Origin of the sequence: Nocardia asteroides (assembly GCA_019930625.1) — a bacterium.
In the GTDB taxonomy this organism is placed as follows: domain Bacteria; phylum Actinomycetota; class Actinomycetes; order Mycobacteriales; family Mycobacteriaceae; genus Nocardia; species Nocardia sputi.
Map to the genome: position 1 here is coordinate 5,887,163 of CP082844.1, position 17,141 is coordinate 5,904,303.

Below are 17,141 nucleotides of genomic sequence, written 5' to 3' on the forward strand. Positions count from 1 at the left end.
CGGAAGGCCCCGCTGCTCGGTGGCACGTCCATCGGCGATGGCGCGCAGCCAATCGCATGCGGTGGGGGCTGCCGGCGCGACGGGGTCGCGGTGATGGCTCATTGTGTGCGCCTCTCACGGCTGGACCGTGGTGGAGCGGGCTGGTGGCAGCCGCAGACTTCGGGCGATGGTGTCCGCCCACGAACGGACCGCTGCCCAGTCACGCAGGTCCCCGTAGCGTCCTTTGCCCAATAGCCGGTAAAGGAGTCGAGTCCGCAGTGAAATGCCGTCACTGTCGTACCGTCCGGCGAACGCCCGGTAGTCGTGCGCCTGGATCGAATCGCGCAGAGCGGCGATTTTCCTCGGGACGATCCGGCCGAGGCGGCGGCCGATCGGGCCGCGCAGTGCCGGGGCGAGCCCCACGCTGAAGAGCCATACGTCCCGTTGCGCCAATTCGTCGTGGTGGGCGTGCACGTAGTCGGCGGCGGAAGGCAGGAACTTCATGTTGTGTACTGCGCTGCCCAGCACGAGGGTGTCGAATCGGGACAGATCGGGCGCGTGGTCGATATCGGCCAGTTCGACGATCGTGTCGCGACCCGACAGCTCGGTGCTGATGAATTCGGCGATGTCACGGGTCGATCCCTGTTCGGTCGCGTAGACGACCGCGATGCGGTGTTTGTCCTGGTCCATGTCGAAAAGCCTCCTCGTGTAGTTCCGGCTCGGTGAGAGGCCTCGTGCCCGGGCCGTGGGGACCATGGTCACAGCGATTGGCGGCAGTCCCGTGCCGAGCCGGGCCGGAAGAATGCGGACCCCTCGTGCAGGCGAATGCTCACGCGTGATTCGGCGCGGCCGCGCGGCGGCGCAGCAGCCAGCGCCGCAGTTCGTCGGCGCCCCACACGATGAACGGGTACGGCAATGTGAACGCGAGCATGGCGGGCGTCAGCGCGGCTGTCCCGAGCAGGCTCTGCATCACCGGGACGTAGATGATGATCGCGGCGAGGGCGAGTTCGAAGGCGATACCCCACAACAGCAAGGGATTGGACAGGACGCCGATCGAGCGGAGTGAGGCACGGTCGGTTCGTGCGGCGAACGCGGTGCCGATCTGGCCGGCGACCATACCGAAGAAGGTCATTGTGGTCGCCTGCTGGTAGGTATGGTGCAGCGGCGTGCCGGGACCGGTGGGGTCGCCCAGGTGCCAGCCACCCTGCAGCAGCACGAAGAAGAACCCTGCCATGGCCAGGACCGCGGCGATTACTCCGAGGAACAGCCAGGCGCGTAGCAGCATGGGCGTGCGGATCACCGACTCGCTGCGTTTGCGGGGCGGCCGTTGCATCAGACCGGGCTCGGCCGCTTCCCGTCCGAGCGCCAACGCAGGCAGCGTCTCGGTGCCGACGTCGAACGCCAGTAGCTGCATCACGGTCAGCGGCAGTGGGACCGCTCCGCCGGAGAGTGCGAACACCAGTAGCGGCGTCACCTCAGGGGTGGTGTGAGCGAAGATGTAGCAGATGAACTTCCGGATGTTGTCGTAGACCCGCCTACCGGCCTGGATGGCCGAGGTGATGGTGGCGAAGTTGTCGTCGGTGAGCACCATGGTGGCGGCCTCACGGGCCACGTCGGTGCCCGAGCGGCCCATCGCGACACCGATGTCGGCGCGCCGCAGGGCTGGTGCGTCGTTGACGCCGTCACCTGTCATGGCCACGACGTGTCCAGCGGCGCGTAGTGCGTCGGCGATGCGCAGTTTGGCCTCAGGGGACGAGCGAGCGAAGATGAGTTCGGCCTGCCCCGCCAGCAGTTCGTCGAGTTCGTCCTCGCTCATCCGTTCCAATTCCGTACCGGTGATCACGGTTGGCGTACCGCGCGTTATACCGATCTGGCCGGCGACGGCCGCTGCGGTCAGCCCGTGATCGCCGGTGATGACGATGATGCGGATACCCGCGCCGTGGCACAGCTGCACCGCCTCGGCAATCTCGGGCCGCGGCGGGTCCTCCATCGCTACCAAGCCGAGCAGGACCAGATCCTTTTCCGCTTGCTGCCGGTTCAGTGGCGCTGCGGAACCGGCGAGGTCGCGCGCGGCGACAGCCAGCATCCGCAGACCTCGGCGGGCGCGGGCGTCGACGAGTTCGGTGAGCTGCTCGCGGCGGTGCGGATGCAGAGGGCGGATGCCTCCCTCGATGCCGAGTTCGGCGGTGCACAGTGGCAGCAGCGATTCCGGCGCTCCTTTGGTGTGCACGTGCAGCCGACCGGTCTCGTCGGAATCGAGAGTCGACATCCGTTTGTGTACCGGGTCGAAGTGGAACAGACGCTGTCGGAATCGCTCCCGCTCCTCGGGCCGGACCTGCTCCCCGAGAACTGAGGCCGCCTCGAGCAGTGCCAGCTCGGTGGGGTCGCCGACGGCGGGCCCGGTGTCGTCGGCGAGACGCGCATTGTTGCAAGCGACGATCGCTTTGGCGAGGTCGGCCAGGGTGGGATCGCGCTTTCCGGGTGCGGCATAAGGGTCGTGAGTTCCAGTGGTGGTATCGATCGTGACAACCCGCATGCGGTTCTCGGTGAGGGTGCCGGTCTTGTCGGTGCAGATCACATCGGTGGAACCGAGGGTCTCCACGGCGCTGAGACGTTTGACCACGGCGCCGCGGCGCGCCAGCTCCCGCACCCCGATCGCCAGCGCCAGTGTGATCACCGGCAGCAGCCCTTCCGGGACGTTGCTCACCAGCAGAGCGATCGCGAAGATCACGGAGTTGATCGGGGACAGCCCAGCCCCGAGCATCGCCAGCGGGATGAACGCCGCCGCGAGCAGAACGGAGATCAACGCGATCAGCCAGGCGACGCGGCGCACTTGGTGTTCGAGGGGACTCTCGTCTCGCTCGACTCGTTCCGACAGCGCGGCGATGCGGCCGAGTTCGGTGTGCATTCCGGTGGCGAAGACGATGCCGCGTGCCTCGCCCTCGGTGCAGGAGGTGCCGCTGAAGACCAGTTCGCGGGCCTGCGCCAGCGGCACCCCGGCATCGACAGCGTCGGCGCTTCGGTAGACCGGCATCGACTCCCCGGTCAGTTCCGACAGATCCACCTCGACACCGCCGGTGAGCAGGCGCGCGTCCGCGCAGATTCGGTCGCCTTCGGCGATGACAAGGACATCTCCTGGCACGACACCGGTCGCCTCGACCTCGGTGACCTGGCTGTCACGCACGACTTGCGCTCGTATCGGCAGATAGGCGGCCAGTGCCTCCACCGCCTGCTCGGCGTGCCGTTCCTGGGCGAACGCAAACGCCGCGTTGATCACGATGACGACGACGATCGCGATCGCGACCGGGACGATGCCGACCACCCCGGCGAGACCGGCCGCGGCCCACAGCAACAGCGCCAGCGGGTGGGTGAGCTGGCGAGCCAGATCCCGTTGCCAGCTCCGCCGGCCTCGCCGCCGCAGCATGTTCGGTCCATAATGGACAAGACGCCGTTCGGCCTCGCGAGCGGTGAGTCCGGAGCGGCTGCCGCGCAGATCGCGTAGCAGCAGATCGATCCGCTCCGTGGGATCGATCCTCAGATCCGATTCCGGCTCGACCAGGTCGGTCACGTGGATGCCGGCGCCGCGTCTCGGAGGCTGTCCAAGGCGCCCAGGAGCCGCCGCCGTACGTCACCGGCGACCGGGGGTAGCTCCCATCCCGCGGTGACGGGAGCCAGCACATCGGGATCGATGGCCTCGACCACGGTGCCGTCGTCGAGCGAGCGCACCACCACACGGCACGAGGTCACCAGGCCGGACTGCCGGTCGGCGGTCAGCGCGCGGAAGGTCAGCCGAGGATCGCAAACGTCCAGAACCAGGTAGTTCTCGATGCGCTCGCCGATCGTCTCGCGCAGTGTTGCCTGCATGTCCACTTCGGCGGTCACGATGAGCCCGTGGCGCTGCAGCGCCTCCCTGGTGCGTTCGACGGCGATGTCGAACGGCGCGTCGAGGTTGGCCTCGATGGTCGTGGCAGGAGCGACCGGCAATCGGATCTCGGTCAGCAGTCGCCGAGCATCCGAGACCTCGTCCGGGCCGATCAGATACGCCTCGGTTGGTGGACCGATCGGCTGATAATTCGCGTCGCGCAACCACTGTCGTAGCGCCTGATAGGCCGCGCCGAGGTCGCGGTAGCTGCCACGATGGCAGGTGCGGGCGACCAGGGTGCCGGGCAGGAGGATCACCTGGGCGCCGGAGCTTGGCCCGAGGGTGGGCGCAGGTTCCACCGGGACGCCGAATTCCACCGCGATCGCCTCGTCGATAGGCAGATCCTGGGAGAACGTGATCGTCGGCGCGCCGCTGGCAGTCAATCCCGCACTCTGCACGATCCGGGTCACCTCCCGCATTCCCTCGGCGATGTCCGCGCCGAGCAGATTCGGGTTCGGACGGATCTCGCGGGGCACCCGCAGCACTACCTCCGGTGCCGACTCGATCAGGGCCACCTGGTATTCCATCGCAGCCTCCTCGGTTCGCGTCATGCGATGAGCGTCCCTCCGCCAGGCTTCCGCCGCACAGGGGCGAAAGTCCCGCTCTGGGGGTCCTACCGCCATCGGACGCCGGAAACGACGGAGGTCACCACCAGGGAAGGTCTTTACGCCCTGCCGGAGAAGTGCACACCCATCGTTGACTGGATCACGGAGGCCGAAATGAAGACTGTGAGCCACGACGCATCCAAGTACGAGCCGACGCATTGGAAGCCGATCGAGAAGTCTCCGATCGAACGGGTCGACGCGAATCTGAACGATTATCGGATGTCCTACCGAGTATTCGACTGGGCGGCGGCGCAATCAGATTTGGCGGGACTACCAGGTGGGGGAGTGAACATTGCCTACGAGGCGGTAGACCGTCACCTGGGCACGTCCCTGGCCAACGCCACCGCCTTGCGCTCGCTGCGCGTGACCGGTGAACGCTCCACCTTGACCTATGCCGACCTGGCGGATTTGAGCAATCGATTCGCTGCCGTGCTGCACGGTCTGGGTGTGGGCCCGGGCGAACGGGTGTGCATCTTGCTGGGCCGCACCCCCGAACTGTACGTCGCGGCCCTGGGTGCGTGGAAGGCCGGTTGCGTCGTGTCGCCCCTGTTCTCCGCTTTCGGACCGGAGCCGATACGGCAACGCCTCGATATCTCCCAGGCTACGACCCTGGTCACGACGACCGGCCTCTACCGGCGCAAAGTCGCGCCTATCCGGGACGGGCTGCCGGCTCTACGGCACGTACTGATCACCGACGCGCAACCGGATGGCGAGCCGGAAGGTGACGTCATCGACTTGGCGCTGGCCATGGTGGCCGTCGACGCCGAATTCCCGATCGTGCGAACTCGCCCCGATGACGCCGCGCTACTGCATTTCACCAGCGGGACCACCGGAAAACCGAAAGGCGCGGTACATGTACACGGTGCGGTCCTCGCGCACCGGATCACGGCACGCTACGCGCTGGATCTGCGGCCCCGAGACGTATTCTGGTGTACAGCGGATCCGGGGTGGGTGACCGGCATGTCCTACGGGGTGATCGCGCCGTTGAGCCTGGGCGCCACCGTGATCACCGACGAAGCAGACTTCGACGCCCTGCACTGGTACGCCGTCCTCTCCAGGGAAGAAGTTTCGGTTTGGTACACCGCGCCCACCGCACTGCGCATGCTCATGCGCCGCGGAGACGCGCTGCCGCCCGGCACCGATCTTTCCCGCCTGCGGTTTGTCGCCAGTGTCGGTGAGCCGCTGAACCCGGAGGTCGTCGTGTGGGGCCAACAGGTCCTCGGCAAGCCGGTGCACGACAACTGGTGGCAGACCGAGACCGGCGCCATCATGATTGCCAACTTCGCGTCCGAACAAGTGCGACCAGGCTCTATGGGACAGCCGCTGCCCGGAATCGAGGCCACGATTCTACGCCGCGGACCGGACGACCGGGCGGTGATCACAGACGGGGACGTTCAGTATGCCGAAACCGGCGAGATCGGTGAACTCGCGCTACGGGCGGGATGGCCGTCGATGTTCCGCGACTACTGGGGTCAACCCGAAAGGTACGCAAGGGCATTCGCCGACGGCTGGTATCTGTCCGGCGACCTCGCCCGCCGTGACGCCGACGGCTACTACTGGTTCGTCGGCCGAGCAGACGACGTGATCAAGTCGGCAGGGCATCTGGTCGGACCGTTCGAGGTCGAGAGTGCGCTGATGACACACCCCGCGGTCGCCGAGGTGGGCGTGATCGGCACTCCCGATCCCGTGGCCGGAGAGCTGGTGAAGGCATTCGTGCTGTTGCGGCCGCACTACGTCGCTTCCGAAGCGCTGCGGGCCGAGCTGCTCGCGTTCGGCCGTCGGGCACTGGGCGCGGTGGCACCCAAGGAGATCTCCTTTGCCGAGAGCCTGCCACACACCCGCAGCGGAAAGGTGATGCGCCGACTGCTGAAGGCCCGCGAACAAGGATTGCCCGAGGGCGACGTGTCGACTTTGGAGGGCACGCCGTGACCACCATCGAGCTGCCGGATCATCTCGGCGACCGCCTGCCTTTGGCTGCCGCGGAACGGATCGAATTGCTGCGGCAGATGATCCGCATCCGGCGATTCGAGGAGCGCTGCGTGCAGCTCTACAGCGCCGAGAAGATCCGAGGTTTCCTGCACTTGTACGTGGGCGAGGAAGCTGTCGCGGCCGGTCTGCTGCGGCAGATCGGCGCCGAGGACGCGGTGGTGTCCACTTATCGGGAACACGGGCACGCACTCGCTCGCGGCATTCCGATGGCGGCATTGATGTCCGAGATGTTCGGACGGGTGTCCGGGTGCAGCGGCGGTCGCGGCGGCTCCATGCATCTGTTCGATGCCGGACGGCGCTTCTTCGGCGGCAACGCGATCGTCGCTGGTGGGCTGCCGCTAGCGGTCGGGCTGGCCCTGGCCGATGCCATGCGAAACCGTCCAGGGGTGACAGTGTGCCTGTTCGGTGACGGCGCCGCGGCCGAGGGCGAGTTCCACGAATGCTTGAACCTGGCCGCACTGTGGCGGCTTCCAGTCCTGTTCGCATGTGAGAACAACCGTTACGCGATGGGGACTGCGCTGCACCGTGAGCACGCGGTCACCGATCTGGCGCTGCGCGCCTCCAGCTACGGTTTGGCTGCCTGGCCCGTCGACGGCATGGACCCCGAGGCAGTCGCGGCGGCCACCCGACGGGCGGTGGAATCCATTCGCGGGGGCAGCGGACCCTGCTTCCTGGAATTGCGAACCTATCGGTTCCGCGCCCACTCGCTCTACGACGCCGATCGCTACCGGGACAAAGCTGAGATCGAGCTGTGGAAGAAACGCGATCCGATCCCGCGTCTGTCCGCCGAATTGCAGGCGTCGGGAGCGCTCGACGAGCAGGCCCTCTCCGCCCTTCAGGCCGAGGTCGACGCCGAGTTGGACGACGCGATCGCCGAGGCCGAGGAGGGGCCGCTGGAGGAGGTTGCCGACCTGACCCGGCACGTGTACGCGGAGCGACCATGATCACCTATCGCGAGGCGGTGCGCGAAGCGCTGCGAGAAGCGCTGGATCGCGATGATCGCACCTTCCTGATGGGGGAGGACGTCGGCGCCTACGGCGGCTGCTTCGGGGTCAGTCGCGGCTTGCTCGAGGAGTATGGACCGAACCGGATCCGCGACACTCCCTTGAGCGAATCCGCGTTCGTCGGCGCGGGCATCGGCGCGGCGTTGGGTGGTATGCGGCCGATCGTCGAGATCATGACCGGCAATTTCAGCTTGCTCGCGCTGGACCAGATCCTCAACAACGCCGCGACGTTGCGGCACATGTCGGGTGGTCAGCTCGGCGTGCCCTTGGTGATCCGGATGGCGACGGGCGCTGGCCGTCAATTGGCTGCCCAGCATTCGCACAGCCTGGAAGCCTTTTACGCGCACATCCCGGGACTTCGCGTGGTTTCACCGGCCACCGTGCCGGACGCTCGCGGGATGCTGTGGACCGCGCTGCAGGATCCGGACCCGGTCGTGATCTTCGAACCGATCGCGTTGTACAACAGCGAGGGCGAGTTGCCTCTGGACGCGGAGCCGGTGGACATCGACCATGCGGCGCTGCGGCGGGCGGGGACCGATGTCACTGTCGTCGCGTTCGGCGGGACTCTGTCGATCGCCGAGTCAGCCGCCGAACTGCTCGCCGGCGAAGGAGTTTCCGCGGAAGTGATTGATCTGCGCAGTTTGCGGCCACTGGATCAAACCACGGTGCTCGACTCGGTGGCGCGCACACATCGCCTGGTGATCGTCGACGAGTGCTGGCGCAGTGTCGGTATTGCGGCGGAAATAGCCGCCCGCGCAGCCGAATACGCTTATTTCGACCTCGACGCCCCGATCGCGCGGGTCTGTACCGCAGAGGTGCCGATTCCGTATGCGCGGCAGCTGGAGGAGGCGGCGCTGCCGCGGGTGGAGGCTGTCGTCGACGCGGCGCGGACGGCGGTGAGCTGAGTGACCGAGTTCCAGATGCCCTCGCTGGGCGCCGACATGGTCGAGGGCACACTGCTGCACTGGCTCGTACATCCAGGAGATGTGGTGCACAAGGGAGACGTGGTTGCGGAGGTGGACACCACCAAGGCCGCGATCGAGATCGAATGCTTCGATGACGGCGTCGTCGGGACGATCCTGGTACCGGAAGGAAAGACGGTGCCGGTGGGCACCCCGCTGGCCACGATAGAACCCGCAATGCGCCAGCCCGGCGAGGCCGGCGGGGCCCGAACCGCTGTACCGGCCGCGAACACACAGCCGGGGACCGAACCGGTGCAACCGGCCCACGGTGAGCAGGCACCCGGTCCGGATGGCGCACAGGAAGACGGTTCTCGTGCCACACCGCTGATCCGGCGACTGGCACAGGAGGCGGGCATCGATCTGGCGACACTGCACGGGTCGGGGCCCGGTGGGCGGATCGTGCGCGCGGATGTGGAGGCTGTCATCTCCGCCGGTGAGCGCGCGACGCCGCAACATGTTGCCGCCGGTCTCGACGAGCAGATGCCGCTCCAGGAGCGAACGAAGCCTCAGGAGGGATTCGACGCACCCGAAGGTCCGTCGCTACGAACCGAGGTGGCGCGAGCGTCCGGCTACGCGCGTCGGCTGGTCTCCGGATCAGGAGTCGATCTGGCGAACGTCTCGGGCACCGGCCCGGCCGGTGCAGTGCGCGCTCGCGATGTACGAACCGCCGGAGTCGGCCCCGGAACTGCCTCTCCCGCAGCGGAATCCGCGCCCGCACCGCCCGCTGGACAGACACGTGAGCGCACTGCCGAAGCAGCGCAACATGATCCCGTCGCGATACGCAAGGTGATCGCGGCGGCCATGACCAGGTCGAAGCGGACGGTACCGCACTACTACCTGTCCAGCACCATCGATATGGACGCCGCACTGCGCTGGCTGGAGGACACGAACCGGCGCGCACCCGTCACCGCGCGCATGCTGTCCTCCGCTCTGCTGCTGTGTGCTACGGCGCGGGCGGCGCGCGCGGTGCCGGATCTCAACGGACACTGGCTCGATGACGAGTTCCGTCCGGCATCCGACGTGCATCTCGGCGTTGTGGTGTCGCTGCGGGGCGGCGGAATCATGGTGCCCACCATCCCGGACGCCGGCGCACTCGCTCCACCGGCCATGATGGACGCACTGCGTGGCGTGGTCGCCCGTGCTCGCACCGCCCGGCTGCGTTCCGCGGACGCCGTTCCCGCGACTATTACGGTGACGAACCTCGGTGAGTTAGGGGTGGATTCGGTCTTCGGCGTAATCGCCGCGCCGCAGGTCGCGATAGTCGGCTTCGGCGCTGTCGCCCAACGTCCCTGCGCGGTGAACGGGCTGCTGGGCGTGCGTCCCCAGTTGACCGCCACGCTCTCGGCGGATCATCGGGCCAGCGACGGCGCGGTCGGAGCCCGCTTTCTCAACACTGTCGCCGACCTGCTCCAACAGCCAGAGGAGTTGTGAAGCATGATGCCCGGAACCATGTCCCGCGAGAAGGCCGAAGGCATAGTGCGCGACGCACTGCGCGGATTCGCCGGCGAGGCCGACATCTCCGCCCTCGGCCAGGACGAACCTTTGCGCAGCGCATTGGAACTCGACTCGATCGACTTCCTCAGCTTCGTGGAACGGCTCTCCACCGCAGGCGGCCGGATCGAGGAGAGCGACTACCCACGGCTTTCGACGATCCGCTCTTGCGTCGACTTCCTCACCAGTCCCCGCTGAACCCCACCCCGATGGCTCTGCGTACGGAGGGGCGTTGAGCTCAGCGGTCTGGGACGATTCTGGCGTCGTCGACCACCTCCACGTGGCGCACACCGTCAACAGTGCGGACCAGAGCGGCGATGACCCGTTGTTCGCTGGGATCGGCGAACATGCCGCGAACGGTGACCACTCCGTCGGATATCTCGATCGACCACTGCCGACGGCTGCCTGCGTAGTCGTCCAGCAATGCTCGGATTCTCGCGTCGATGGTTGCGTCATCGCTGATCAAGGCGCGCAGCAGGTCGCGACGAGATACGATTCCGACAAGTAGTCCGGCCTCCACGACGGGCATTGATCGAAGGTGCCCGGTGAGCATGCGGGAGGCGATCGTCGCGGTGTCGGTACCGGGTGTGACGACCTCGACCGGTGCCGACATCACCTGTTCGACCGTGGCGGCTCCTATGCCGGGATCCGCTGCCAGTGCGTCTGATTCGGCCAGCATTCCGACCACTCGCCCCTGCTCGTCGACGACCGGCAGCGCGGCGAAGCCGTGCGCGGTCAGCAGTGCGGTCGCCTGACTCAACGGTGTTTCCGGCCGCGCCGTCACGACAGGTCGGCTGAGGACATCCCGTGCGTACATCGGTATCACCTCCGGAACGTGGCCGTGGACGTTGTTGTCGTGCCGGGTCGAGAACAGGCCGCGACGCGGCTCGCGGGCGCCCCGCTCGACGTTCGATGAGCGACAGGCGACTGGTCCGACGACATACGTTCAGCTTGATCGTCCTCCAGCGCTTACGTGAGAGGCGTCCTGCCCTCTCACTCCGGGACCAACGTCCTCGGGGCGTGGCGATGCCCAGGGTCCTGTGCATGTTCCGAACGGCCACCGGATGGTGACTTTCGTTTCTGTGGCAGCACGAAAGCGCAGCAGAAGATCGAGGTATAGGACGAGGCGATTCGACAGGCCGGGAGAGGCAGTTGTGACAATCACCAGATATGCGAGGTCAGGGCTCGGCGCTTCGCCGGTGTTGCCGGCATTGCGGCTGCCCGTCGGGGTGTCGCGGACGATGGGGGAGAGGTTGAGGCGGTTTCTCAAAATGCGTATCCGCGGCAACACACCGACACGCTCGACCCTTATCCGGTGATCGACGTGGGAGCAGGCAAGGTCGTGCCGTCACGCCGCGACCTCGGGCGTCGCTGGTTTGTCGCGGTTACCAGCGGCGAGGCCCTCGGCTTCGTATTGCTCGCCTGTGTCGGTGCGCTCATCGCCGACTCGTCGCCCGGCGTGATCGCTGCCGCGCTATTGATCGCGGGTGCGGTCGAAGGCAGTGTGCTGGGCTGGTTCCAAGCCCGCGTCCTGCGCAGCCGACTGCGGGGCTTTGCGGCCCGCGACTGGGTCGCGGCCACGGTCGTCGGCGCTGTCGTCGCATGGACCGTCGGACTGTTACCCCTCCTCTACGGTGACCGAATCGGTGACTGGCCGATCGGTATACAAATGCCGACGGTTTCGGCAGGTGCGATCGTGATGGTGTTCGCTCTCGGTGTCGCACAGTGGTATGTCTTGCGGCAATGGTCAGACCGAGCGGTTCTGTGGATCTGGGCCAACGCCGTGGGCTGGATCACCGGGCTGAGCGCTTTCCTGGTGGTCACCGGCCCGCTGTGGCGGCCTGGGCAACCGGCGGTGGTCACTGCGGTGATCGGGGCTCTCGCCGGTCTGGTGATGGCCGCGGTGATGGCAGCGACCACGGGAGCGTTCCTGGTGCGCATCCTGGAGCCGGGACATCTGAGGGCTTCCTCTCGAACAGGTGAGAACACTCGTCGCGGTTGGAAGTCGCGCGGTCGGCTGGATTCGCCGACGACATCACCCCGCACCAAATCGTGAACCGATGCAACGGCAGCGACGCGATCGGCCCCGTCGGCCGCCGCCCTGGTGTGCACGACGGCTCCGGGCGGCGCGCGGTGTACGGCTTGCCTCACGGAATCGTTACACCGGCGTTGACCGAGACGCTTCTTCCGTAGATTCGGCCCCGGATCCCGGTTCGAGCCCCAGCACGGTCGCGAAGCCCGCAGTGAGGCACTCGGTCAGCGTTTCCAGGTCCGGGATCGCGGCGGTGTCCGCATTGATTCCGATGTAACAGGTCCCGGCGTGCGAGGTCAGCGTCACGTTGACGGCCGTACCGATGGTTGGGGCGAAGGCGTACATCCGCTCGATCCGCGCACCGGCGATGTAAAGAGGCACGGGGGAGCCCGGGACGTTGGAGGCGACGAAGTCGACGTGTTTGAGCATTTCGGTCAGCAGCCCGGCAGGCAGCCGATTCAGCGCGGCCGCGATGGCACCCGACAGCGGTATCGCCGGTTCGCGACGCCAACCCGCGACCGCGGCGCCGACAGCTCGCATCAGGTCCGCGGTCTCGGCGCCGCTGACCGGCAACGCGAAGCGAGCGAGGGTGATGCGGTTGCCGCCGAGCGGGTCGTCAGCGGTGCGGAGACTGATCGGCATCGTCACCCGCAGGTGGTCGATCGTCGCTCCGTGCCGGTCGTGATATGTGCGCAGCCCGATCACCACAGCGGTCAGGAAGGCGTCGTTCACGGTGCAACCCGTGGCCCACGCGGCGCCGCGTAGCCGCTCGAGGGAAATGTCGAGCACCGCCAACCGGCGACCGAGACTTCGTCCGGTCATAACGGGTGACATCGTCGTAGTGATGGGCCTCGCCAAGTGGACGAGCGAGTTCGCCAGCGCGGCGCTGTCGCGGACCGCCTGCGCGGGATTGGTCAGTGCCCGCCATAAGGTCGGCGGCGTAGAACGGATACCGCCGCGAAGAAGATCTGAGCCGACCGACCAGTTCCACACCATGATGTCGCGAAGTGAGCTCGTGCGGTCGTCCAGCGGCTCGGGCGGAGGACCATGGTCGGTGCCCGCGCGGTCGAAATCGAGCAGCGACGTAGCGATCTGGATGCCGCCGATGCCATCGGTGAGACTGTGGTGCACAGTCAGCACCAGCGCGCATCCGCCCCCCTTCAAACCGCCGAGCAAGGTCGAACGCCACAGCGGGCGGACCGGATCGAATCCGGTCATCGCCTCGGTTCGCGCGAAGTCGAGCACTGCGGACATGGTCGCCGGTTCCGGTAGCGCGGATCGACGCACATGCCAAGAGAGGTCGAAATCCGGATCGAGTGCCCACCTCGGAGGGGCGAGGCCGAGCAACGAGTCGGCGAGCCGATGTCGCAATCTGGGCACGAGACGAGTACCGCGATCCATCGTTCGCGTCAAGCGATCCCAGTCCGGTTCGGTGTCGAGGACGAGGACCGACACGATTGTCGAGCGAAGGACCGGATCGCGCTCCATGTTCCACGAGAACAGGTCCGACTGCGACATGTGGGATTCGCGGGAGTCCATTACCTGCTGCCTTCCTCTACCAGGTGCCCCGTCGAACCGCTGCGTGTTCTCAGCCGTGCGTCCGGCCTTGTTCCACGGGGCGCGCGGTGTGAATGAGGGCCTGCGAACTGACGATAGTTGCGTGCAGGGCCGGGCAATCGGCACGCCTCGGATCGCGGACCTCGGCACCGGCGGTGAGGAAGATCGAATCTCGAGGTGGGCAGCAGGTAAGGCATCTCACCGGCGAACGGTCCGCGCCCGATCGCGCGGGGCCCCAGGCACACGACGGTTTCCATACCGTTCAGTCTGTTCAGTTGTGGTCGACGGCAAACGATGACGAAGACCCTTATCCGAAGGCCTTTTGTCCTATACCCGGAAGCGTATCCGGGAGCAGAGGCCATCGTCTGCCCATCCGATCGGCCGGGTGTTGCTCATCCACGCCTGACGGCGGCAGAAGCCGGGACCACCGCACCGCGCCAGGCGTCCAACGCTGTGCCGATCGAGCCCTCGATCGGCTGTGCGGTGTCGAGCACGAGCGCCTCAGGCCATGGCGTTGCCGCGGCCGCCAACGCGGCCGCGATCGCGGGTGTGGCGTCCGAGTCGCCCTGGGGTCTGGCGCCGATCCGCTCGGCGGCGAGGGGCCGGGGACAGACGCACCGCAGCGGTACCAGATCACTGCGAGTCTCGTCGGCCAAGGCGGCGGCTCGGGCGCGCTGGTCGGAGTCTGTCCAGCTGGCGTCGAGAATTACCGAGATTCCGCGCTCGAGCCGCTGCCGAGCCTGGTCCAACATCTGGGTATATACGAGTGCTTTCACGGCAGGCCGATAGACGCCGGCCCCGAAGATGCCCGCCGCGCCAGTGATGGATCCCGTGGTGCGCAGCTCAGCGCGGACACTATCGCTGGAAATCATGACTGCGCCGGTGGCCGCCGCCAACCGGGCTGCCACCGTGGACTTTCCGGTGCCGGGCAGGCCACCCACGAGCACCAGACGGACGGCGCCCTGCTCCAGGTGTTCGACGGCGAGGTCGAGATGCCGCTCGGCACGCCCGGCCGCTTGCACATCCCCCTGGTCGGCGCGGATATGGTCGGTCTTCGCCCGGACCATCGCCCGGTATGCGATGTAGTGGTGCCGAAGTGACGGCGGGGGCGAGTCGCCTGCCGCGTGCAAGTAATCTTCGAGAAACGAGTCGGATTCCCCTGGGTGCCCCAAGAATTCGAGGTCCATCGCCAGAAAGGCGGCGTCATCGACGCCGTCGACATAGCGGAGTTCATCGTCGAAGTCGAGGCAGTCCAGAATTCGGAAGCCGTCCGGCAGGACGAAGATATCCTCGGCTAGTAGATCGCCGTGACCGTCGACGATGCGGCCGTCGGCAATGCGCTCCGTCAGCAGGGCGTTGCGGCCGTCGATGTAGCGCATGGCCAGATGTTCGGCGCGAACGAAGAGGTCGGGATCGCTCATCTCGTGCGTATATTGCCGCAGGGGCCGTAGTAGACTGTTCCATCGCCGACGCAACTGCGCAGGTGTACCGGCGCGATCGATGTCGGCGCCGCGGCGAGCGCCCGCGTGGAAGCGCGCCAGGGTCTGCGCGAGCGCGGACAGTTCGACGGCTTCGCGAGCCGGGCCGGTGAGCGTGGTGGACAGTCGTGACGCGTCCGGCATCCGGCGCATCACGATGATCGGTTCGTCGGCGCCGCCTTCCGGGTCTGTCAGATGGGCCAGACCGAGATAGACGTCGGGTGCGAGGCGCTGATTCAGCTCGAGTTCGCGAGCGCACGCCCGCTCCCGGTTCTCGGGCGTGCCGAAATCGAGGAAGTCGGTGATGACCGGTTTCTTCGCCTTGTACGCGCGGTCCCCACACAGCACCACCAGCCCGGTATGCGTCTCACGTAATTGCGCGAACGGTTCCTGTGCGTGGGAGGTGCCGGGCACGGTGCGCAAGGTCGAGACATCGAACATGACGGCGCTCCCTCTCGAAGACGAGTCGATCTGCCGGACGATTGGTTCCATCGCGCCAGGCAGGACCTCCCGGCACGACCAGTCTCACAGGAAGCACCCGAGATAATCTGGAGGACGAATTCCCCTCTGTCGCGGTACGAATGTCATCGGCGCGCGAGGACTACAGCGTCGCCTGGGGGCCATCTCCCTGCCGAGCGCTGATGTCGCGGTCCTGCCCGGCCACGCTCGACACCGCCGCGACGAGTTCGAGCTGAGCAAGCATCGAACCGATGTCCGGATCGACCCTGCCGGAAAGCGCAACCGACCGGTCCCGCCAGTGACTAGCGACAAACAGTCGCCAGACAGAGACCGGGTGTCGAGGGCAGGGACCTTAGTCCCAGCGCCTGAGGGGCCGCCGACTCTGCTACGGCCGTGCGCCAGTGGGCAGAGTAATCGGTGCCGGACAGCGATGCGGTGTGACGGAGACCGAGGCGTCCGGTCGTTTCACGGACTTCGTGTGGCGGGACAGCGATCATCTCCACAAGACGACGGGCCAGGGTCCGGAGAACTCGACGCTCGACTAGATCGGCCTGTCGCGACATAGGCCCGTCGATGCGCGCGCCCGTCTCCGGCGAGGTCGCTGCGAAAGGACGGAGCGAGGAGGTTCCGGTGGGCCGGATCGTGACATTGACGATGAATCCCGCGATCGATCTCGCGACTCGGGTCGAGCGAGTCGTACCGACCGACAAGATGCGCTGCGCGAGACCACGCTTCGACCCAGGCGGTGGCGGGATCAATGTCGCGCGCACGGTGGCCGAGCTGGGCGTCGAGGTGACCGCGGTCTTTCCCACCGGCGGCCCGAGCGGTCGCCTGCTCGAGCAGTTGGTGCGCGATACCGGAGTGCCGCCGCGGCCGGTGCGGGTAGCCGAATCGACCCGGGAAAGTCTCTCGGTCACCGAAACCATCAGCGGCGAGCAGTACCGATTCGTCTTTCCAGGCCCGCGGCTCACCGACCCGGAACAGCATCGCTGCCTGGCCGAGGTGGAGCGTGCGGTGCGCCGCGGGAGCTACCTCGTGGCCAGCGGAACTCTGCCACCGGGTGTGTCCTCGGACTTTTATCAGACCCTCACCGATCTCGCCGGCGAACTCGGTGTGCGTGTGGTGCTGGATACTTCGGGCATCGCGTTGCGCAGTATCCGCCGCGGCGTCTATCTGATCAAGCCCAGCGTGCGGGAACTCGGCGACTACGTCGGGCATCCGCTGATCGATCGCACGGAACAGTTGTCGCAGGCTCGGCGGCTCGTCTCCGACGGAATGACCGAGATCGTCCTGCTTTCCCTCGGCGCCGCCGGAGCGCTCATGGTGACTCGTGACCGGCACGAGTGGTTCGCGGCGATCCCGGCGCGGGTGCGCAGCGGTATCGGTGCAGGCGATGCGATGGTGGGCGGCACCACGGTGGGGCTGACACGGGGATACGAACTCGCCGACGCGGTGCGTCTGGGTATCGCCGCCGCGACGGCAGCGCTGGCCACGGCGGGTACCGGCCCCGGGCGCTGCGGGCACATCGCGGAGCTGTACCGAGAATCTCTGCTCGACGACGGCTCTGGTGGGGAGGCCGATGACCTCGCGCGGCCGACGGCCCCGCCGCTGCGGTAGCCGCCCGACGCGCTCCGAGCCACAGTACGTGGACAGGACAGAGGTG

13 protein-coding genes are annotated in these 17,141 nt (G+C 67.1%); 7 read left to right on the top strand and 6 right to left on the bottom strand.

Annotated features, from left to right (window positions below):
* Positions 1-114: 114 nt before the first annotated feature.
* The 3 genes from K8O92_26685 to K8O92_26695 form a co-directional block, all read right to left on the bottom strand.
* Positions 115-669 (bottom strand): flavodoxin domain-containing protein, encoded by a 555-nt coding sequence (locus tag K8O92_26685; protein ID UAK31357.1) that lies wholly within the window; start codon positions 667-669, stop codon positions 115-117.
* A 139-nt stretch (positions 670-808) separates the two neighbouring features.
* Positions 809-3,511 carry a cation-transporting P-type ATPase gene (locus K8O92_26690; protein ID UAK35964.1) on the bottom strand — a complete coding sequence of 901 codons (2,703 nt, stop codon included), beginning with the start codon at positions 3,509-3,511 and terminating at the stop codon, positions 809-811.
* Positions 3,512-3,543: 32 nt separating this feature from the next.
* Positions 3,544-4,452 carry a DUF302 domain-containing protein gene (locus tag K8O92_26695; GenBank protein UAK31358.1) on the bottom strand — a complete coding sequence of 303 codons (909 nt, stop codon included), beginning with the start codon at positions 4,450-4,452 and terminating at the stop codon, positions 3,544-3,546.
* A 168-nt stretch (positions 4,453-4,620) separates the two neighbouring features.
* Between K8O92_26695 and acsA the strand changes: the two genes are divergently transcribed.
* From acsA to K8O92_26720, 5 genes are all read left to right on the top strand, one after another.
* On the top strand, positions 4,621-6,435 hold the full coding sequence (gene acsA, locus K8O92_26700; protein UAK31359.1) for an acetate--CoA ligase: 1,815 nt from the start codon (positions 4,621-4,623) through the stop codon (positions 6,433-6,435).
* A 77-nt stretch (positions 6,436-6,512) separates the two neighbouring features.
* Complete coding sequence (gene pdhA / locus K8O92_26705; protein ID UAK35965.1) at positions 6,513-7,439, top strand: pyruvate dehydrogenase (acetyl-transferring) E1 component subunit alpha; 927 nt, start codon at positions 6,513-6,515, stop codon at positions 7,437-7,439.
* Entirely contained in the window at positions 7,436-8,404 is a 969-nt protein-coding gene (locus tag K8O92_26710; GenBank protein UAK31360.1) for an alpha-ketoacid dehydrogenase subunit beta, read from the top strand. The genes pdhA and K8O92_26710 overlap by 4 nt, the downstream gene beginning before the upstream one ends.
* Positions 8,405-9,892 carry a 2-oxo acid dehydrogenase subunit E2 gene (locus K8O92_26715; GenBank protein UAK31361.1) on the top strand — a complete coding sequence of 496 codons (1,488 nt, stop codon included), beginning with the start codon at positions 8,405-8,407 and terminating at the stop codon, positions 9,890-9,892.
* A 3-nt stretch (positions 9,893-9,895) separates the two neighbouring features.
* Positions 9,896-10,150, top strand: a complete 255-nt coding sequence (locus K8O92_26720; GenBank protein UAK31362.1) for an acyl carrier protein — start codon at positions 9,896-9,898, stop codon at positions 10,148-10,150.
* Between the two features lie 40 nt (positions 10,151-10,190).
* Here the strand turns inward: K8O92_26720 and K8O92_26725 are convergent, their stop codons facing one another.
* Positions 10,191-10,769, bottom strand: coding sequence for a CBS domain-containing protein (locus K8O92_26725; GenBank protein UAK31363.1), 579 nt, complete (start codon positions 10,767-10,769; stop codon positions 10,191-10,193).
* Between the two features lie 498 nt (positions 10,770-11,267).
* Here K8O92_26725 and K8O92_26730 point away from each other — a divergent pair, with 498 nt between their 5' ends.
* Positions 11,268-12,008 (top strand): hypothetical protein, encoded by a 741-nt coding sequence (locus tag K8O92_26730; protein ID UAK31364.1) that lies wholly within the window; start codon positions 11,268-11,270, stop codon positions 12,006-12,008.
* Positions 12,009-12,110: 102 nt separating this feature from the next.
* Here K8O92_26730 and K8O92_26735 read toward each other — a convergent pair whose 3' ends face one another.
* Both K8O92_26735 and K8O92_26740 read right to left on the bottom strand, forming a co-directional pair.
* Positions 12,111-13,502, bottom strand: a complete 1,392-nt coding sequence (locus K8O92_26735; GenBank protein ID UAK31365.1) for a WS/DGAT domain-containing protein — start codon at positions 13,500-13,502, stop codon at positions 12,111-12,113.
* 431 nt (positions 13,503-13,933) lie between these two features.
* A complete protein-coding gene (locus tag K8O92_26740; GenBank protein UAK31366.1) occupies positions 13,934-15,460 on the bottom strand; it encodes an AAA family ATPase in 1,527 nt (508 codons plus the stop codon).
* A gap of 648 nt (positions 15,461-16,108) precedes the next feature.
* Between K8O92_26740 and K8O92_26745 the strand changes: the two genes are divergently transcribed.
* Complete coding sequence (locus K8O92_26745; GenBank protein ID UAK31367.1) at positions 16,109-17,095, top strand: 1-phosphofructokinase family hexose kinase; 987 nt, start codon at positions 16,109-16,111, stop codon at positions 17,093-17,095.
* The last annotated feature ends 46 nt before the right edge of the window (positions 17,096-17,141 follow it).